The organism is Riemerella columbina DSM 16469, assembly GCF_000374405.1.
GTDB lineage: Bacteria > Bacteroidota > Bacteroidia > Flavobacteriales > Weeksellaceae > Riemerella > Riemerella columbina.
Window position 1 is genome coordinate 1 of the sequence record NZ_KB894242.1, and the last position, 19,342, is coordinate 19,342.

The 19,342-nt window shown below is 31.2% G+C and carries 26 protein-coding genes and 1 pseudogene; 8 read left to right on the top strand and 19 right to left on the bottom strand.

The annotated features are described in order from the left end of the window. The 6 genes from traN to C237_RS0107820 all read left to right on the top strand — a co-directional run. Positions 1-973: conjugative transposon protein TraN (gene traN / locus C237_RS0107795; protein WP_018675941.1), on the top strand; the 973-nt coding region annotated here is incomplete at its 5' end. Positions 974-977: 4 nt separating this feature from the next. After that, positions 978-1,544 (top strand): conjugal transfer protein TraO, encoded by a 567-nt coding sequence (locus C237_RS0107800; protein WP_018675942.1) that lies wholly within the window; start codon positions 978-980, stop codon positions 1,542-1,544. Positions 1,545-1,563: 19 nt separating this feature from the next. After that, positions 1,564-1,983, top strand: a complete 420-nt coding sequence (locus C237_RS0107805; protein WP_018675943.1) for a DUF3872 domain-containing protein — start codon at positions 1,564-1,566, stop codon at positions 1,981-1,983. Between the two features lie 117 nt (positions 1,984-2,100). Continuing rightward, on the top strand, positions 2,101-2,616 hold the full coding sequence (locus C237_RS0107810) for a hypothetical protein (protein WP_018675944.1): 516 nt from the start codon (positions 2,101-2,103) through the stop codon (positions 2,614-2,616). Further along, positions 2,613-4,919: a hypothetical protein gene (locus tag C237_RS0107815; RefSeq protein ID WP_018675945.1), complete on the top strand. Its 2,307-nt coding sequence runs from the start codon at positions 2,613-2,615 to the stop codon at positions 4,917-4,919. Before C237_RS0107810 ends, C237_RS0107815 begins: the two co-directional genes overlap by 4 nt. 19 nt (positions 4,920-4,938) lie before the next feature. Continuing rightward, a complete protein-coding gene (locus C237_RS0107820; protein ID WP_018675946.1) occupies positions 4,939-5,247 on the top strand; it encodes a hypothetical protein in 309 nt (102 codons plus the stop codon). Positions 5,248-5,278: 31 nt separating this feature from the next. Here C237_RS0107820 and C237_RS0107825 read toward each other — a convergent pair whose 3' ends face one another. The 6 genes from C237_RS0107825 to C237_RS0107850 form a co-directional block, all read right to left on the bottom strand. Beyond that, positions 5,279-5,659 (bottom strand): DCC1-like thiol-disulfide oxidoreductase family protein, encoded by a 381-nt coding sequence (locus C237_RS0107825; protein ID WP_018675947.1) that lies wholly within the window; start codon positions 5,657-5,659, stop codon positions 5,279-5,281. 5 nt (positions 5,660-5,664) lie between these two features. Further along, positions 5,665-8,199 (bottom strand): carboxypeptidase-like regulatory domain-containing protein, encoded by a 2,535-nt coding sequence (locus C237_RS0107830; protein ID WP_018675948.1) that lies wholly within the window; start codon positions 8,197-8,199, stop codon positions 5,665-5,667. Further along, entirely contained in the window at positions 8,192-9,043 is an 852-nt protein-coding gene (locus C237_RS0107835) for a hypothetical protein (protein WP_156809732.1), read from the bottom strand. Before C237_RS0107835 ends, C237_RS0107830 begins: the two co-directional genes overlap by 8 nt. Next, positions 9,018-9,611 (bottom strand): hypothetical protein, encoded by a 594-nt coding sequence (locus tag C237_RS0107840; RefSeq protein ID WP_018675950.1) that lies wholly within the window; start codon positions 9,609-9,611, stop codon positions 9,018-9,020. The genes C237_RS0107835 and C237_RS0107840 overlap by 26 nt, the downstream gene beginning before the upstream one ends. 11 nt (positions 9,612-9,622) lie before the next feature. After that, a complete protein-coding gene (locus C237_RS13960) occupies positions 9,623-10,384 on the bottom strand; it encodes a GLPGLI family protein (protein WP_083917653.1) in 762 nt (253 codons plus the stop codon). Between the two features lie 97 nt (positions 10,385-10,481). Next, positions 10,482-10,742: a hypothetical protein gene (locus C237_RS0107850; protein WP_018675952.1), complete on the bottom strand. Its 261-nt coding sequence runs from the start codon at positions 10,740-10,742 to the stop codon at positions 10,482-10,484. Between the two features lie 392 nt (positions 10,743-11,134). On the opposite strand from C237_RS0107850, the gene C237_RS0107855 reads away from it, so the two are divergent. Together C237_RS0107855 and C237_RS0107860 are read left to right on the top strand one after the other, a co-directional pair. Next, on the top strand, positions 11,135-11,425 hold the full coding sequence (locus C237_RS0107855) for a helix-turn-helix domain-containing protein (protein WP_018675953.1): 291 nt from the start codon (positions 11,135-11,137) through the stop codon (positions 11,423-11,425). After that, complete coding sequence (locus C237_RS0107860; RefSeq protein WP_018675954.1) at positions 11,425-11,706, top strand: helix-turn-helix domain-containing protein; 282 nt, start codon at positions 11,425-11,427, stop codon at positions 11,704-11,706. The genes C237_RS0107855 and C237_RS0107860 overlap by 1 nt, the downstream gene beginning before the upstream one ends. A gap of 324 nt (positions 11,707-12,030) precedes the next feature. Here the strand turns inward: C237_RS0107860 and C237_RS0107865 are convergent, their stop codons facing one another. The 13 genes and pseudogenes from C237_RS0107865 to C237_RS15250 form a co-directional block, all read right to left on the bottom strand. After that, on the bottom strand, positions 12,031-12,837 hold the full coding sequence (locus tag C237_RS0107865; protein ID WP_018675955.1) for a PRTRC system ThiF family protein: 807 nt from the start codon (positions 12,835-12,837) through the stop codon (positions 12,031-12,033). Beyond that, positions 12,837-13,553: a hypothetical protein gene (locus tag C237_RS0107870; RefSeq protein WP_018675956.1), complete on the bottom strand. Its 717-nt coding sequence runs from the start codon at positions 13,551-13,553 to the stop codon at positions 12,837-12,839. The genes C237_RS0107865 and C237_RS0107870 overlap by 1 nt, the downstream gene beginning before the upstream one ends. A 14-nt stretch (positions 13,554-13,567) precedes the next feature. After that, positions 13,568-14,746 carry a hypothetical protein gene (locus tag C237_RS13130; RefSeq protein WP_018675957.1) on the bottom strand — a complete coding sequence of 393 codons (1,179 nt, stop codon included), beginning with the start codon at positions 14,744-14,746 and terminating at the stop codon, positions 13,568-13,570. Beyond that, positions 14,712-14,936 (bottom strand): DUF7688 family protein, encoded by a 225-nt coding sequence (locus tag C237_RS0107880; protein ID WP_018675958.1) that lies wholly within the window; start codon positions 14,934-14,936, stop codon positions 14,712-14,714. The genes C237_RS13130 and C237_RS0107880 overlap by 35 nt, the downstream gene beginning before the upstream one ends. A 10-nt stretch (positions 14,937-14,946) precedes the next feature. Beyond that, positions 14,947-15,165, bottom strand: coding sequence for a PRTRC system protein C (locus C237_RS0107885; RefSeq protein ID WP_018675959.1), 219 nt, complete (start codon positions 15,163-15,165; stop codon positions 14,947-14,949). A gap of 22 nt (positions 15,166-15,187) precedes the next feature. Continuing rightward, positions 15,188-15,706, bottom strand: coding sequence for a PRTRC system protein E (locus C237_RS0107890; protein ID WP_018675960.1), 519 nt, complete (start codon positions 15,704-15,706; stop codon positions 15,188-15,190). A gap of 12 nt (positions 15,707-15,718) precedes the next feature. Then, complete coding sequence (locus C237_RS0107895; RefSeq protein WP_018675961.1) at positions 15,719-15,955, bottom strand: hypothetical protein; 237 nt, start codon at positions 15,953-15,955, stop codon at positions 15,719-15,721. Next, complete coding sequence (locus C237_RS0107900; RefSeq protein WP_018675962.1) at positions 15,952-16,623, bottom strand: hypothetical protein; 672 nt, start codon at positions 16,621-16,623, stop codon at positions 15,952-15,954. Before C237_RS0107900 ends, C237_RS0107895 begins: the two co-directional genes overlap by 4 nt. Before the next feature lie 11 nt (positions 16,624-16,634). After that, entirely contained in the window at positions 16,635-17,090 is a 456-nt protein-coding gene (locus tag C237_RS0107905) for a hypothetical protein (RefSeq protein WP_018675963.1), read from the bottom strand. Between the two features lie 10 nt (positions 17,091-17,100). Beyond that, positions 17,101-17,442 carry a hypothetical protein gene (locus C237_RS0107910; RefSeq protein WP_018675964.1) on the bottom strand — a complete coding sequence of 114 codons (342 nt, stop codon included), beginning with the start codon at positions 17,440-17,442 and terminating at the stop codon, positions 17,101-17,103. A gap of 11 nt (positions 17,443-17,453) precedes the next feature. Beyond that, a complete protein-coding gene (locus C237_RS0107915; protein WP_018675965.1) occupies positions 17,454-17,927 on the bottom strand; it encodes a DUF1281 family ferredoxin-like fold protein in 474 nt (157 codons plus the stop codon). Between the two features lie 75 nt (positions 17,928-18,002). Continuing rightward, positions 18,003-19,076: a DUF932 domain-containing protein gene (locus C237_RS0107920; protein WP_018675966.1), complete on the bottom strand. Its 1,074-nt coding sequence runs from the start codon at positions 19,074-19,076 to the stop codon at positions 18,003-18,005. Between the two features lie 49 nt (positions 19,077-19,125). Beyond that, a pseudogene (locus C237_RS15250) lies at positions 19,126-19,342 on the bottom strand (single-stranded DNA-binding protein); the annotation flags it as partial.

Sequence of the window (19,342 nt, forward strand, 5' to 3'; positions counted from 1 at the left end):
ACAAAAATTAGTATCTATGAAATCATTACACAAAATTTTAATCGTAACTTCCTTGCTAACAATCGGAAGTGTCTATGCACAAACAGAAACCCCAACCATTGAAACGGATAGCATCTATTATGAAAATGATATAATTTCGGAAACTGAAGTATCAAAACCTGTAACACCGGGCAAAATTGAACCTTATTTTTTAGAAGTAGCTTACGACAAAACAACGCATTTGATATTCCCTTCACCCATCACTTATGTAGATTTAGGAAGCGAAAATCTCATTGCTGACAAAGCCCAAAACTCTGAAAATGTACTGCGTGTGAAGGCAACTACCCCCGATTTTCTAACGACTACTAACTTATCAGTGATCACCCAAGATGGTCGCTTTTACAATTTCAATATTTTCTATAATGAAAATCCTACAGTAACAACTATGGATTTTAAACGCATTATGAACGAGTATAATATTGAAGATTTTAGTACAAAAACGGATATTTTATTTACAGATATAGGTCGCCAATCGCCTGCGGTGGCTCAACTCATTATGGAATCTATTTACCAACAAAAACGAAAGTTTATTAAGCATATCGGTTCTAAAAATGCAGGTATTCAGTTCCTACTTAGAGGAATCTATGTCTATCAAGGGAAATTATACTTTGATATTCGTATGAAAAACCGAAGTAGTCTGCCTTATCAAGTAGATTTTATTACTTTTAAAATTGTCGATAAATCGACAGGAAAAAAGGAGGTCGCCCAAGAAATTCCTATTCAACCTTTACGCACCTATAAGGAATTACAAAGAGTAGAGGCAAGAAGTAAAGCCAATGCCGTATATATGTTGGAACAATTAACCTTAGACGATGATAAATTACTCAAAGTGGAAATTTTTGAGAAAAATGATAGTCGCTATCAGTCTTTTACCATTGGTAATGAAGACTTAATTTACGCAAGAGAAATACAACAATTCAACTTAAAATTATAACACGATGAAAAGATTATTGTTAGTGATGTGTGGTTTGCTTGGAGGGATCAGTCTGTTGAACGCTCAACGACTATTCCCTGGGCAACAAGGATTGGAGGCAAGTGTGAACTTGCTTCCAACTTCCTTGAAACTTGATACCAAAGCCTATGATATTCGATTAGGTTATGTTCGCTATACCCGTGAGGGCGATTATTGGCAATTTGGAGTGGCTTATACTCGTAATGTGTATATCTATCGAGAACAGGATTTACCTATAGAAACCTTTACTGCCGAAAGTGGTTATTCGCTAAGCCTTATTGGGAATAGTAGCCGAAATGTATCGCTCAATGTTGGATTGAGTGGCGTGGTAGGCTATGAACTCATCAATCAAGGAAATCACACACTATTCGATGGTGCGGTCATCAATAATAAAGATGCCGTGGTTTATGGTGGATTAGCAAGGCTACGATTAGAGCGTTATCTGGTAGGAGATGTACTTGTCTTCTTACAAGGGCAAACACAAATGCTATGGGGAACACAACGAGAGCAACTGCGTCCACATATCGGATTAGGATTTAGAATTACTTTATAAACTTTTAAAAATCAAAGAAATGAAACATTTTGTAAAAATTAGTGTAGCAATAATAATCTTGCTGGGGCTTATGGCTTGTGAAGACAGACTAGATATACAAACCAGCTTTCCTTTTGAAGTCAAAACAATGCCTGTACCGAACGATATTCAGCAAGGGCAAACGGTAGAAATTCGTTGTCAAATCGTATCAGAGCAAAAGTACAAAGGTGAAACATATACCTTACGATACTTTCAGTTTGAAGGTGATGGAACGCTGCAATTTGCGAATCAAGAGCCTTTCTTACCGAATGATATTTATATAATCCCTAACCGAACTTTTAGATTGTATTATACTTCCCAATCTAACAATACACAAAGTTTTGAGGTTTGGATTGCCGATAGCAAAAGCAAAGAACAAAAACTGAACTTTGAGTTTAATGCTAAGAAAGAAAAGGAGTAAAACATATATGTAAATAGATTTTAAAAATCCCAATATTTTTAAAAATATTGGGATTTTTATTTCATCTATTATTGAAATAATGTAAATTTGTGTCACTAATATTAATCTGTTTAGTTTATGAAATATTTACTTTTAGGTGGACAACCCAATACTGGGAAAACTTCTACAATTAGAAGGTTGTATAATTATCTTATAAAAATCGGTTACAGTAACATTATATACAACCACCCTTTCGATCCAGATAATGTCGTTCGTGATCCTTCAGAGGATACAATGACTACTGACTTTAGAGCGGTTTTGCAAAAGGGTAGTAGTATTATTTTGATTAATTCAGGAAGTGACACTCAGAAAATAATTAAAGACTTTGAGGGTTTTTATCAAAGAAAGGCTGAGGAATACAACATTGATGTGTTAATTTCTTCAGTACGGGACATAGGTAACGAAAGGAGTTGGCTTTTTTCATGTTTAGGAATTACTGAAGATTCACAAGATGTTTTAGAAATACCTTTAGGTAGAGTTACGAGAAGAAATACCATAAACAACGATAATTATGAAGATGCATTAAATTGGTATAGTAATTCAATAGATGTATTAATCCAACATATTCTTTCTCAAAATCCTTTTAATATATGATAGAATCTTTTTTTAATAATAGACAAGAAGTTATTGATGTATGTATTCCATTAATCATAGCAATTTTTGGTCTAGCTTATCCTATAATCTTAAACAAGATATCTAATATGGGGGATAAATATCAATCAAATTATATCCCATTACTTTTTAGTACAGAGTGTTTACAAAAGAAAATAAAATGGATTCGAATAAATATAATTGAACTAATCATCTATTGTTCGCTAGGTTCATTATTTTTTATAGTATTTTCTTTCCCTCCTTTGTTCGGTAAGGATTGTTGGTTTGTAATTAATTCTGCAAACATTTTAACCATTGTTCTTACAATACTACTAGTTATTTTTATTATAAGATGGTTGAATTTAATAATCATTTACAATGAAGACATAAAAAAGTTATTTAATCACATAAAAAAGCGATATAGTGAGTCAAATTCTACTGAAATAAAACAATATTCACTTAAAGCAATAAATGAATTGGCTCTCTATTCAGTAAATAAGCAAGATAGTCGCTTAGAGATCGATATTAGTAAATTTTATATAGAATTGGTGGTTAATTTTAAAAATGAGTACCTAAGAAAAAAAACAGATAATAATAATGAGGGGGTTATATATCCGTTTGATTTATATACAATAACAACAGATTTAACAAAAGAATTTACAAAAACAGAAGACAATAAGTTACAAATAATAGGAGATTATGTATTTACTGGTAAATTATTGTTATCCAACGATTTTCAAAGAGCTAAAATATCAGAGCAAACTTATAGTAGATTGTGGTACAATATTACTCTCATAAGGAATAACCCTAATTTTATCGGTAGATTTTGGGCTAATTCTCATCAATATTTTAGGTTTGAATTAGAACAAATTTATCCCATTTCTCATCGGAATGAGAATAACGAATTAACAATAACAAACGAGGAAGAAATAGAACAGAGAGATTTAGAGCGAAAAAGGTTTTTGGAATTTCATTATGCATTGGGTGGGTTATTACTATATAGTCAAAACTATAGTGGGTTGAAGTATTTATTCACTTATTCGCAGAGTTCACCACCAAACTATGTGCTACTCCCATATACGATGACCGATATTTTTGAATGGTTTGAGTATTTTAGAAATGAAAATAATCATTTAGGAAACTTTATCGGCTTAAATAAATATCGATTTCCTGATTTAGATAATTTAGGTAACCGAGGTCAGGTTACTTTATGGATTTGCAAGTATATTTGTATCCTATTTATAAGACAATATAGCTTACCTCAAACACTAAATTACAGAAACACAACACGGCAACCAAATCTCCCTGATAAAATCTATGATTTATATGAGTGGAAAAAATCTTTGAAGTATTTTGGTCACTGCTTAAAATCAGTTTTAAAAGACAATAGGCTTTTAGAAGCACTTGATTTAAAAGAAATTTATGAGAAAAACGAGAAAGATATCAAATCTTTTTTATCAACCTTAGAAAATAGTATCGACACACAAATAGGAACTTTAAAGTTATCAACTCCATTATCAAAAGATAAGATACGTAAATTCTACGCATCTTCAAGTAATATCATAACAAATGGATTCAATCAGTATTCAGATATAATGAATAAAGAAAATAGTGAAGAAAATGATGAGGATTTAAAATTGTCTTTTTCAGGATCTATAATATTATCTAGAAAATCAGCTTTTATAGATAATGATATTCCTCATATAAACTATGATAGAGCGTTTGCTGATTCAATTGTTAGAGGGACAATACAAAGGTATATACCAAACTCCTTTATTACATCTAGAACTCACAGATACCTTTTAAATAAAGATAATATTTTAGAGGGTATAAATAAGATTATAGGTGATACTGTTCAAGTCTGTATTGTAGCTTTTAATTTGTTTAGTTATAAAGTAAAAGATGCCTTGAATAAGAGTAAGTACAAAGATAAAATTATACACCTACCTTCAACAGATTTCACAAATACTATATTCATATTAAGGAAACAAGATTTACCAAAAATAGAACCTTTAGAGATATCAGAGGCAGAGAAAAAATTGCTTAAACTTGATCAACCATTGGTCAAAGAATGGAATGTATATGGAAAAGTAATAGATATAAATTTACCCGAAAATAAAAATATAAAGGAGCAATATGTAGATTCTTCTATTGAGGATGAGGAGAATTTACAAGTATTATTAGCATTACTGTTTAGAACTAAGATAGTCTTCAAAGCGGATAGAAATATTATTCAAATTAATATTAATTCGGAATTTGAAGAGCAAGGTTCAGAGAACTCCTTATCAGACTTAAAACCATTGTAAAATTTAATTAAAAACGATTATGATTACAACTTTAAGAATTAGTGTAGATACTTTTGGACTTTATTCTGGAATAATAATTTTGTTAGTAGGGATAGCCTTACGCTATTGGATTAACCGTAGAAGATTTTACCGCAGGAATGTTGCAGGAAAAGAAACCTTTTCGAGTTATGAAAAAGCGGTTATTGTGAGGATTTTAGAGAAGTTTGGTATGTTGATTGCTTGGGTGCTTATTTTATTTGGTTTACTAATGGGCATTGTCTTTTATAGAAGTATAAATAAGAAAACGGATAAAAAAGAGCCTGTAAAAATTGAACAAAAAAACAAATAACAAATTATGGCTTGGAGTTTTCTATGGATTTTTAATTATTATTGTTATCTATTCTGCAATCTTTACTACAATGCAAGGGGACAATTTTTCTTCTCACAGCTATTTCTAAATAAATTTTTTGACCAACTCCTGTTAATTTTAAAATTAACATCAGGGGGATTATTAACCAAAATAATGGGACTCTGAGGGAAATCAAGTATAAAGACTCAAAGCCGTATTTCCATTCATTTATGTAAGAAGCCATCTGTTTCTCAGATTTTTCTTTATCTAAATCCTTTAAGAAAAAATCATTATAATCGTTTCTTAATTTATAAAATTTTACTAGATTGAACCAGTCCAACTTTTTTATAGATTTGGAAAAACAATTACAGTTTGGACACCAGTCATCATATATAACAATAAGGGATTTCATTTGTCTTAAAACTTATAATTTACTCCAATGGTAGCATACCCCAATATATTATCATTAATAATTGTAACATTATAACCTGTACTTGAATTCGTTGATACATTTGCGTTATTATCCGTTATTTTGAATAAACTAAATAGTGATTTTCCAAATATTTTGATAGAGGTATTCTTGTTTACTTTGTATTGAGCACTTAAATTCAAATCATAACGCTCCGAATTTTTATTATTAGTAAAAAATTGTTGCCTGTAAGCTTCTAATGAGAAATCATATTTATCCAAAATTTTATCTAAGTATAATGTAGTAGTATTAGAGGAAATTTTATTTATAGTAGATTTTTTAATAATAGAGTTAACAGTATTAAAACTATGTTTTAATGAAAGATTTGTTAAAAATAAATCCTGAAAAACAAAGCCTACAGATAGCCCCAAATTATAACTTTTAGTTATTAGTTTTTCATAATTTTTGTTATAAAAAATATCTCCGTTAGAGAGATTAAGTCCAACATCATACATCCATCTTATTTGGTGATAATTGGGAGAAAAGTAATAACCTTTACTATATCGGTGCTTAAAATAGACAGAATTTCTCTCATCAAATAACAGTCTTTCATAAGTAATCAAACTATTTGAAAGGTCTTTTATAGTTAATTGTGTAAAATCATTTTGTTTATTACCAATTAACATAAAAGAAATACCTTTAGATTTAGCGATATTTGAGATATTGTATTCTATAATTGCAGTCTGATTTTGTGATAAATTATTCTTAAAATCAGAGCTGAATATCAACATATTGTTTTTTGAATATAAAGCATCTAGACTATTTACTATAGGTTCCATTCTCCAGTTATTCTCATAAGAAAAATTAACGGACTTCGTGCTAGAAATACGATAGTTTAATGATGTAGATACTGGAAATATCCACTTTAATTTTTCTTTAAATGAGAAAATACCTGCTCCCACATTGATGAAATAATATATCTTTTTATTTCTTCCTCTTGAAGTTAATCTAAAATCACTGTATTGATAGTTACGCTTCAAACTATTACTATTTTTAATAATATCGTTGGCTGTTTCATTGCTTGTTTTATATTGTAATTTTGCCCCAAGATTAAATATTTTTGAATATTGGTAAGATAACTCTGAAGAAATATTCAAGTTATTATTATTTAGTTCTAATTTTTGATGATTAGAGTTGGTATTAATGTATTGATCTTTACTGTTTTCTAAGTAATGTGTTAGTTCAGTATTTAGTAGCCATTTTTTATTAAAAAGTTTTTTTGAACCAATTGTATTTTCTATTAAAAAACTATAATTTTTATTATCGTTAAGATTATTAAAATAACCATTAGGGAAAATTTTCTTATCAGTTTGCCAATTTATATCATTGTGCAAAAAATCTATTTTTGAGTTCAAAGATAACGAAAAGCTCTCTGTCAAAAGGTATATTCCATTTAAATCCCCATAAAATAAGTTTCCTTTCTGTTCCATTGAAGAATTCTCATTAGAGAGAAGGTTAGAGTTTTGAGTAATTTCAGTTTGGTTTACTATATTCTGTCTGCCAGTTAAATATCCAAGATTCAAATTACTTTTTAATTTTTCTTCCTCTCGTTTTAGTAAAAGGTAAGTATTATTTGATAAATCTTTTTTAACATCGTTTTCTCCTAAAATAATTTGATTCAGATTTTCTCCATAAAAACTTGACGGTTCAGAATATCGTTTGCTTATTTCCGATAAATTCGCTTTTCTTTCATTTATGTTATTTGTATTTTGAATAAGAAAGGCATTAAATTTATCAGAAAAAAACATACTTTTTGCATTTACATCAAAAGCGTGTTTATATCCACCCAACATTTCTAATTCTGCTTTTATTGCTCCTCTAAATTTCTTTTTAACATCTACATTTATAACTGTTTCCTCAAAATTATCAAAATCTATATTAAACTTGTCTTTGTGATTATTGATAACTTGTATATTATCAATCATTTCATTTGTTAGATTGTTGATAGCTAATGAGTTTTGATTAACAAAAACTTCTTTTTTGTTAATTAATATTTTATTTATTGGAACTCCCATATATTTTATACCATCTCCATCGGTAATTTCTATTCCTTCGTTGTCTTTTAAAATATCTTTTAAGGTAGCATTATCTTTAAATTTTAGAGTATCTCTCTTTAAATCAATAATATCCCTCAAAACCGTAGCAGTTATCACCACCTCTTGTAACTCGACAAACTTTTCTTCAAGTTGAACCTTATATTTAGATTTACTAGGAGTTATTTTTGTTTTTTTAGTCTTATAGCCAAGTAATGATGCCTCAAATAAATAACCTTTATTGTCTGGTATGAGTAGATTAAACTCCCCTTTGGAGTTAGTTGTAGTGTGAGATTTAATAGATAAAGTATCGTTTTGTTGATATAATAATATAGACACATCCGATATTGGATAGTCATACATATCAGTTACAATTCCATTTATAGACTGTTGACTATAGCCTTTTAAGAAAATTGTGAAAACAAATATAAAAACAAATATTTTATTCATGAGAGAAATCTTTATAGAATGCTGTAATATTCCAAATAATCATTACGGTTGCAAATGACGAGAGACCAAGAAAGACACCAATGCCTAAGTGCATAAGTATTATACTAATAACAAGCGTTCTTCTAAGAAATTTAAACTTAATAAAAGCAAAAATTGGGTATAATAACTCTATAATTAGAGTTCCTATTGATATAGCCATTAATATATAAGGACTTATATAAAACTCAGTGCTAAGATCTGCCATAGCTCTCCAAATAGCATTTCCATTCCACCAATTAGGATCGGTACACTTTGCCAACCCTGAGGTGAAATAAACAATACACAAATGTACTTTTAAAAATGTAGCTAAAGAAAAGAAGAAATTTGGAACTTTAGGGATATAGTTTTTATTTATAGAATCAATAGAGTATGCTTTTCCTACTGGGAATATTAAACAATAATAAAAAGACATAGTTATAAACTGATCGTATCCATAATTAAAACTTGGGATAGATCTAAAAATCAAAATTTGAAGTAAAATAGCAAGTAGAAAAGAAATACGCGTACAAAAACCTGCAATACACATTAACAAGACTATAATATATACGCTAATTATTATATAGAAAAAGTAAGTTATCTCAATACTATTATTCTCTAGTAAACTATAGATGGGGATTAACATTGAAAAATACTCTGAATCTATTAACCCTAATTGTATAGGTAAAATAGCTTTTTCAGAAAAGAATAAGTTGAAATCATAGATTAATGAAAATAAATCAATAATAGCAAGAAGCACAATCGCTATTCTAAATAAACCACATATTTGATAATAATTAGGTTTATAATTCAAATTTATAAGTTTCATATTTTGCCACATTTTTTAAAAGATTATAATTTTCATTATCCCATATATCATCAGGAATTAGTGTATATAGTTTAACAACATAGTATTTACAATTATTATATTTTTTAGCCTGTTGCAAACCGATATACTTGAAAATCTTTTTTGTTAAATCTTTTTTCATACCAAAGATTTTCGACTTTTTATCATCATCTTTATTTTTTTTGATTTCAGTAATAGAATTAGCAATTTTTGAAGAAAGAACATCAAAACGTTGCAGATTCGCTTTGTTTTTAAAGTCAAAAGTAGACGTTTTGTGAATTAAATCATCATTAGAATCGTAAAGTTCCACAACAAAAAATTTGTACGTGGCGACATTTATACCATAAAACCCATATCCAGTATTTGTTCCAGTAAAAATAGCATAACTATTGTATATAGAATTATGCATAAATTTATTCACAAGTTCGTTAAAATCCTCAGCATTTTCACTCTCAATCCCCTTATAGTCAACATAACTATATATTACTGAATTTAATGATATTATTGCAATAACCAAAAAATGGATGAAAAAATATAACTTATATTTCATAACTAATTATATTACATCATAGATTTCAACTGCTCAATTAAAGAGGCTTTTTTAATTAAAAAGATTGGGAGTTTAACCTCACTTTCATTTTTTCTTTGATTATACTCCTTTTCATATTTAGAAAATTTTTCCTCAAAAAATAGAGTATCATTCGAATATTTTATGCTCGTTAAGGTTATAGTACTAAAGAAATTTTCTACCTGTACAATTAATCCAGGAAGCCCCCAATAGTTCAAAGGACCATAAGAAACAGGAATATCTTTAGTAAACCAAGCAATTACTTTATTTCCCTTTATATTTGATATTGCTTTCTGACAACTAATTCCGTTAATCTTTTTCACTTCGTTTTTTATTTCCCATTCATAACTAAATGATTTATCAGATATTAAATAAACTTCTTTACCAAAAACTTCTTCTTTTGCATAAAAATAATCCCCTTTTTTAAACGCATAAGGCATTTTACTTTCCGCTTCAATCCAAAAATCTTCCTTACCCTTAACTTTTCTAGTCACTAGCGAATCCAAATAAAAAACAGATTGTTTAGTACTCTCATTTAATAGTAAAGTATACTTGAATTCTAGAGTTTTTCTGAGAGCTAAATTGAAATCCTTATTTTTCTGTGTCGAATTTTCCGCCCCAACACTTAGATATTCCTCACTGTAAGGAAATAGTGAATATTGCGCTACGACAATTTTATTTTGTTTATTTTGAGCATGTATAAACCCCAAAAAATAAAAAAACATAATGACTACTAAAAACTTACTCTTTTTCATAATTTTATTTTCAATTTTACCATATTCACTTTATAATTTAATAACAAATAACTACTTGACTGTGTAGTCAAGTAGTTATTGTCGTTTAGCAAATCAATTAGAAATTATCTAAAACTTTATTCATCTCATCTAAATCCGCCTCCATCTTTGCAATAGTGTGGTATTGAACCCATTCCTCTCTCCATTGAGTGAATTTGTCAGAAAATGTTTTGGAAGATTTACGAAAGTTTCTAAACTCCTTAACTGGAGTACTATCCAATTGATTTTCACTAAAAGTTTTTACTTTATCCACTCCTCTAAAAGAGTAAAGTGCTAAACTTCCTGCAGCTAGTACTGCACATAAAACTACTTTTTTCATAATAAAACATTTTTAATTTGTTAAACTTAAAACAAATATACAGAAAAATATTTCAATAAAAAAAGAAATATTGTATTTTTTTTACTTGTAAAATAATTAATTAGGTTTAAAACACTGTTTAACAGGTTGTTAAATTATAAATTAATTCTTTTATTAGTGATTTAAGTACTAAAAAATAATTAAATCTAAGACTTATTTTATAGGAAATCCTTCTTTCCAGCAGCATTGTAAGTTTTGGAAGTAAGTGGCTTTTATTTGAATAATTAACAAACTAATATCTATGCTATAAAAGAAACCTAAACTTCCAAACAAAGCCATAAAGTTCCAAACGAAACCGTCTTTACTTCACTGAATTGCATTCAAAGTATCTTCGCCCCAAAAGATACTAAATTATGGAAGTGGTAGTTATAGATAAAGTCGTTTTTGAACAAATCAATCAAAAGTTAGAGGACTTGGTGCAACGGACGAAGTCGGTTGCAGACAGTTATCAATCAATTTGTAAAAAAGAAAAATGGTTGGACACACAGGAAGTTTGTTTACTTTTGGGCATCAGTAAAAGAGCCTTACAAAACTACAAAGACCGGGGCATACTTCCGTATTCATACATCAATCGAAAAAATTATTATAAGCAAACAGATATAGACCGTTTGTTAGCAGAAAATTATCAAAACACCGAGAAATAATGGATTTATTGACAGAAAAAAACGAACAAATTGCTCGTTATAAAAAGCAAGTAGAACGATTGTCACAATATGTACAATTTATCATAAATAACTTTAGACCTGTGATGAACGGGGAAATCTATTTGACAGGCAAAGAAGTCTGTGAAATACTGCATATTACTACTCGAACACTCCAACAATATAGAGATGATGGCTTTTTACCTTATATTCAAATTGAGGGCAAAATATTATATAAGGAAAGCGATATTTTGAAAGTATTAGAGGATAATTATCACAAATAGCTATATCTACTTAAAAAATATTCTTATTCAAAAACAATCCAATCTTAATTTAGGGCTTCCCACATACTGCCGTTCCATGTATTCACGCCACTTTGCTTCTTTTTCTTTGCCTCAGAAAGAAAAAGAAGTCCGCAAAAAATCTCAAGCGTTTTGCTTATGGAGAGTCGTACTTGTACGGTGTTATAAGCAATAGGCTTGTTTCCTTTGGTTCTGTTCAAAAAAGTATTTAAAGGAATGAGGAGCGTATCGATAAACCTGCATTGCAGAGATTTATCGATTAGCGACGAATGTATGCAAAGTCTTTTTTGAACCGCCTTTGTCCCATTAAAGGGGCAAAGGCTGACTGCGGTAGTCCTTTAAATTCAAAAAGAAACCTCTATGTTTTACAAATCCGTTTCTAAACATATCCCACAAAAGAGAAGTACCCATTTGTGCTAATGTAGAATTTATAAACAAATCCTGCTTGTACAAAGCACCTGCAAGTGAACAACTGGGTGTATCGTCCGTTTTCTCAGACTGCTTTAATAAACTTGCAAATTCATCTGTAATAAAGGGTAGTTTTCTAATGGTTTTATATTTCTTTGACTTCGGTTGCTCGTGTTTGCCTATCGTGGATAAAATGACTTGTCCTGTATATTGGCTGTTACCAAAGTCAAGCCAATATCTCGGTTGGTTGCGTTGAAAACGACTACTATTTTTTGAACAATCTTCAATGATGTCCGCAATTTCAAAACGGGCGTTCAAACTATCTACGCAAGTGATATACAAATTACTTACAATCTCGTGAGAATTGTTTTTCTGACAATCCTTTGTAAATTTAATAGTTTTTGCTTTCCAATTCGTGCCAAAGAATCGGTTTAGCCTATTGATTAGAGCAATGGATTTATACATACCCACCTCGCTCTCGGCAAAAAGTTGTCTGCCTAAATTGGCTTGGCTAATCGTATCATCGTCCCAAAGCATAAGCGAAAATCCTGCGTGTCCCAATTCTATAAGTGCTGTATTCATTCTTGCAAGGGCGGTCAAAACTTGTGAGCCAGTTCCTCCTGCACCAATCAAATGGATAGTTATTGGGTTAGTCGCATTGATAAGGCTATTATCTGTATAGTGTATTTTATCTCTCGTTACCATTATATAATATCATTTAGGGATTTGTTATTTGATTTTAATTCTTCTAATGGGAATTTTTCTTCTGTGTTAATAAGTTGTTTCCAAAGACTTACACAATTACCATTGATAGGGTTGAAATTTTGTAAATGACTAAAATAACTATTGAAGAAATAGGTTTCCCATAATTGCATAAATTCCTCTAATGAAGTTGATTTTTCAATATCTATATCGACTGTTCCCATACATACACTACCTTTTTCATATACATTCATAAAGGGGGCGTAATACAATTTTGTTTTGGCTGTGGGTCTGCGGTTAGACTTTAAAGAGTATATGCTTAAACTTTGTTTAGTTGCTTTCCATAGTAAAGGGGGAACAAAGGCTATTCCGCTTGGTATTCCTAACCTTTCCACAAAATATAGATTTTGTTTTTGTGCTTTGGTGTACCATATCAAACTGCCTTTTTCGCTCGGGTTAATGTGTAAAACATTAGTCGGTAGTATTCCCTTTGGTTTTAAAAAGGTTTTGTTTCTCTCTTCTTTGGTTGTTAAGGCTTTTGATAGTCGTTCGCTTTCTCGCACACTCAAAGGGTGGGCATTCATCATCCTGCCTTGCTCGTCAATATCAAAATGTTCTATATAAGTCTGTGATTTATTTTTATTTTGATAAATAACAAAAGCATTTTTTGGGTAAAAAATAGGCTCTATTTGTTCAGTTAAATCTTGTATGTTATTCATTTTCTGTTGGTTTTTTAGTTGAATAAATGATAGGTGTCTGAAATACTTTCAAATAATCTTCTCTCAAAATCAAAATTGCGTGTATCTTTTTTGTGATTTTTACTAAACTTTCTATAAATAGTGGGTTGGTCAATCTCGATACACTCATTAAATTCGCTATTGAGCATTTCGACTATTTGGTTACTTATACAATCATTGGCTGTCGGTACAAAACCGATATATTTATCCATTGTGATGGTTTCATATTCTTCGTCTTCTTGGGGTTGGTAATTGCTATACCTAAAAATGTTTTCATTCGGATAATCTTTATACAATTGATATACTTTTTCGGCTAATTGTTTATATTCTAAATCAAAGGGGTTTCGGACTTTAAAAGTGTTTAATCGGCGTTCAAAAAAATCTAAATTATTAGAATTTTTGATTTTCTTGTACATAAGGTCGCCTAATGTATTACACTCTTTTAGTGTTTGTAAATTTCTTTTTTGTTCTTGGCATTCTTCATCGCTATATGGCTCATCAAACATAATCCATTCGGTCAATATCTCGTATCGGTAACATAAAAAATCATCATTCTTATAATAGGGAACACCAACCCTACAAAAGTAAGCGTAAACAGATAAAAGCAATTTTGCCAAAGGCTTTGTTTTTTTATCTCTAAGCATCCAATATAAAGGCTTTATCGGTATATGATACAATGAATGGTTTGTGCAAAAAGTTTCTTCAATAGATAAATAACTTTCTTCTTCGTTTTTTAATATCCTTAAATTAGAATAAAATTCATTTTGATGTAACTGCTTTTTTGCGTGATGATAGGCTAAATGAACATTGTACGGATAAGGTTCATTTTGGGTGTCTGCTGGAGAAAATCCATAATGCTCGGCAAGTTTAGAAAGGGACTTAAAAAAATCCCTTTCGTTAATACTTATCCCTTTGGTTTCTAACATTTTCGGCATAAAAACATTCCTTAGAATATCATTGGCACTTGGTTTGTGGGTACGCTTTTTTGCTTGTCTTTCTGTACCTCGTTTTGGTCTTTGGCTCTCTTGATAAAGTCCAAAAACTCCGCTAGTTGTCGGCACAATATTTCGTTGCGTTTCGTGTTCTTCTTTGGTAGGTGTAAATTTCCCTTGATGATATGTTGTGGTTGCATAATTCATTTTATTTAATTGTTCCGTTACTGATATACTTTTCATCTATATAAAGTTGGATTTCTCCTTTTACAAATCCCTGCTTTAAGGCTACATACTCGATATAATCATCATACGCTTTGCCTTGAAAATTCTCGCCTATAAGGTTTTTAAAAAATACCTTAATTGATGTTATATCGCCTTTTAATATCCATTTTCCATTTTGGTGGATTTCTGCTCTGTCTTTTGTTTCCATAACTTAATGTTTAGCCTTTCGTTCCCATTACGCTCTCGAATACATATTGTACACTATCTTCCTCAATTTTAGGGGGTGATACTTTGGCGGTCGTCAATATCGGATATTGGTTTGAGTAAAAATTTAATACCGCATCGACACTCCATTGTGGATTGGGGTCTGTAAGTGTAATTTCTTGTCCGTTATCTTTGAGTTTAAATACTCGTTTTAATTCTGTTGCTAATAACATAATATTGATTTTTAAAGATTAATTATTCAGTTGAGAATAAACTCGGTTGAAAAATTGCAGAAAGTTCGGTTCTACGCTTTCTAATCTTGTCAGCGAATTCGGGATAATCCTCGACACTTGGCAACTTTGTCCACGCTTCTCTCGGTTTATCTTGCTTAGCAAGTTCTTCCACCTTTTCCATAAGTTCATTGTACTTCTTATCACGCTTTTCTTTCTCTTTCTTTTCCTTATCTGCTTTTTCCTTTTCCATTGCTGATTGCTTTTTGGCTTTTTCTTGTGCTTTTAGATAGTTTTCCATATCGACCATAAGTTTTGATGATGTTTCAATCGGTTGTACTATGGTAGCAAAAAACTGCTCGTCCAATTCTTCGGCTGTTCCCTTTAGGGTTAGTGGTGGGATAAGGTTTTTCGCCTTATCACCGCACGCATCATTGTTTAATAATATGGATATTACTATGTTTTCAGCATCTTTTCTAATTGTTAGATTGAGTGTTCCCTCAATTTCTAATTCTACTATTTGTTTAAAAAAATTTGTGTTCATTGTTTCTAACTTTTAAATTACATTGTATTCTTCAATTATATACTCTGTTTCTTCATCAAATCCTTGTGTTTGCCTTTTGTTTTCAAGCATATACAAATCGTGCTTTGATAATTCTTTTCCGTATCTCTCTTTGCTAATTTCGGCAATCAGTTCAATGGCTGTTTTAAGTTTTTTCGTAACATATTCTATTGTTTTACTTTCATTGCTGTGCCATTTGTCGGTTGTAAAGATGATATATACCTTTTTCATACTTCTGAGGTTTTTAAATGGGTTATTTTATCTATTGGATACCCTTTGTTTGTAAATTGGTAGTTTTCTTCAGCAAACATTTGTATTATATACTCATCAGCGGTTAGCCTTTCGTATTCTTCTTGTAGTTCCTCGTATAGATATTGGTTTAAATCATTTAAAATACTCTCTGTCCATTTTAATAATTTCTCAATTTGATGTTCAATATGTGGGTATTCCTTGTTATTATCTCTAAAAGTGTATTTCCAATCAAAGTGCATATAATGGTATCGGGGTTTATTATAGGTCTTAAAATAAATGTCTATATATCCGTTTTTAATAAGTTCAAGCACTCTTTTATCCATATCCAAAGTATCAAAGTCAAATACTTGATTAGGTGCGTGTATCTTCCATTTTTCATCTTTAACGGCTTGTATAAACTTTCTTATATCAAGTATATTACACGCAAAACTACTTCCGTCACCTTGACTATAAAATCCACTAAAAAAAATTTCAGACGGATTTACATCTATTTCTAATTTTGAGCATATCTCCACAAAATCGAAGTAAGTGTTTTGCCACCACCAGTGGCTCTCGACCTCTTTGTATCGGTACTTGTCTAATACTTTTTCTTGTACTTTTTGGTCTAACTCCTCGTATTTGTAAACTTGTATTGTGATAGTATTCATTATCTTATTTTTTAATTAGTTAAAATTTCTTTTAAGTCTATTTCGGCTGTCCAAAATTCTTCGCTCGTATGCTTTCCGTTGGCTTTATAGGAGAAAAATCCCAATCTTTCAAACGAAATTTTATAACAATTTAAAGTGCTTTGAGGTACTGAAAATTGTTCTTGTTCTTCCTGCTCTAACTCTACAAAAGTCCAATCCGCATCGCCTAATAAACTTTCTAAATTTGGGGTCGGTTCTTCGCTTAACTTTAATTGTGTGGTCTTGTAAAAATCCACAAAAGTATCTCGGTAACTTACCGATAAAAAATAGTCGTCATCCTTTATACTCTCTAACATTTTAAGGCGTTTGGCTTGTTGCTCTTTCCACCTTTGCGAAATAGTAATAATCGCAAAGTCGCAACTATCCCATTCGCTGTCTGTGTGGGCTTTTACTAAAATATGCTCTGTTGGTTTGTCTGTTTTTTTCATAACTTTAAAATTATTCGTATGAGTAGGGATTTGTTTTTATTGATTTCCACTTCTCTATATTATTGTTAATAAATTCCTTTACATTCATATCCATACGCCAGTCGTTTTCATCAAAGTCTATCTGCCACCATTGTAGCGATTGGGTTAAATCATCGGCAAATACTTCTTGTCTAAACTTGCAGTAATAATCATATTGATTGGCTCTACGGATATGTACTACATCTCTATTGCGTTTTATTTCTGCTTTGGCTCGTTGATATTCCTTACCATTTGCAAAAACTATAAAACTTGCCCCTTGACTACCTGCTAACTCCCAATAGTAGATAGTTCCTTTACTTGTTTTTTCGTACATTTTATGTCGTATTATTTTATGTTATTTATTCTATCATCTAAAAGAATATCTAAGATTTCCCATTCACTTTGATATACCTCGCTTGCAAAAGTGTAAGTACATTCATCTTCATTAAATTCATACTTTTCAAAATCCTCGTTCTCTAAATCATACTCTATAATTACATTATTTGTACAAACTGCTTTTCCATATATTAAGCATCCTAATTCTTCATATTCGTGTACAAAATCTGTGATACCCACCTTTTTGGCTATCTGACGGACTTCATTAAGGTTTGGTTTCCATTTGGTATCGTAACTATATACGCCCTCGCTTTGTTGGTCTATACTAAAAAAGTAAGTATTTCCGTCTTTGATAAAATTAGGTAGTTGTCCGCACTCCTCTTGCTGTTCCTTGTCAATCATCTTTTGGAAGATAGCATCTACCTCTTGGATTTGTTCTTCTGTACCCTCAAAAGTCAGTATATTATTGCACCAATTTGCCATTGTATCTTGGTTTTTTAAAGGCGATTATGGATATAACCGCCTTTTGGTTAGTATTTAATTTTCCGTTATCCTCTGTTAGTTATAGCAAAACATATCTTCTCCGTGTTCTGCGAAAACATTACAAAGGTCAAAGGCTTTTTGTCCTCTGCTTTGTGCAGTTCCGCCCATAACTAAGGATTTCAATTTGCTCTCGTCATCTCTGTAATTACATACATTTTGATAGTACCCCGTTACTGCGTTGTATGCACCAAACAAAGTCCCTTTTGTGGTTTCCATTTGTTGGCTATCGCTAACCATTGCGTACATAAAAGCATCATCAACGGTATTTTTAAAGACGGTCGATAGTTCATCAGTATTGCCTTTCTTCAAGTGTTCTAATGTTTCTTTATTAGGACACAAAGCCAATTCAATCAGTTTTTTTACCTCTCGGTCGTTTACTCGGATTTTTGCCCACTCGTTAAATGTTCCCTCTAATCGGTTACTTAATTTGTTGGCTAATCCCATAACTTTGTGTGCGTTGGCTAACCGCTGTTTTGCACCTGAAGTGTGTCGGATACGAACCACATTATTCATATTGCGAAATGCAACATTCAAAGTGTTTTGACACACTATTCGGATAGGCGTAAAGGCGGCTGTGATACTCCCACTTCCGTCGTGGCTCGTAGTTAAGAAAATGTACTTTTCCGTTACATCATCGCCATTACCCACTCGGATATAACTTGGTAATTTGGCGGTTATAAAAATCCTTTCGCCTTTGCCTAAAGCCCCTGCGGTTTCGTACAAAATTCCATTGCCACCTCCGACAATTTCATCAAAAAAGGCAAATGCCTCGTGATTTTGCACAACTTGATAGTCTTTACCCACTACGCCTAAAATCTCATTGTTATCATCTCGCATCGTGGCAAAGGCGTTCGGCACTTCGATTTCGCTGTCGTAAAACTCTATTCCCTGCTCGGTGGTTTTCAAACCCTTACCCTTAGTGTATAAAGGCTCTTTGCTGACTTCAAAGTCTAATCCTGCGTGTCTTATCGCATCTGCACTTGTTGGGTGTTCGCTTACGATTTGTCCCAATCCGTGCCAAGCCTTTTCCTTTACGCTGAAAAAACTATACTTTCCCGTTCTGCTGTTGTAATTAATGTTATGTGCCATTGTTCTAAAATTTTAAATGTTCCTAAATTGTCTTTTGTTACTCTGTTAATTAAAATGGTAAATCATCTTCGGTNTCCTCAATCGGTTGTGGTGTTATCACTCCCTTTCCGTTGGTTGTTTCTGTGTTCTGTCTTTGTCCACTTGCGTGTAACTTAATTTTTAAGGTATGAAAATTAAGTCCTGCTTTGGGTTCTCCGTCTTTGCTAAGCCACGCCCTTGCACTTACTCGCCCAGTAAGTTCCACTAAAGCCCCTTTGGTTAAAATC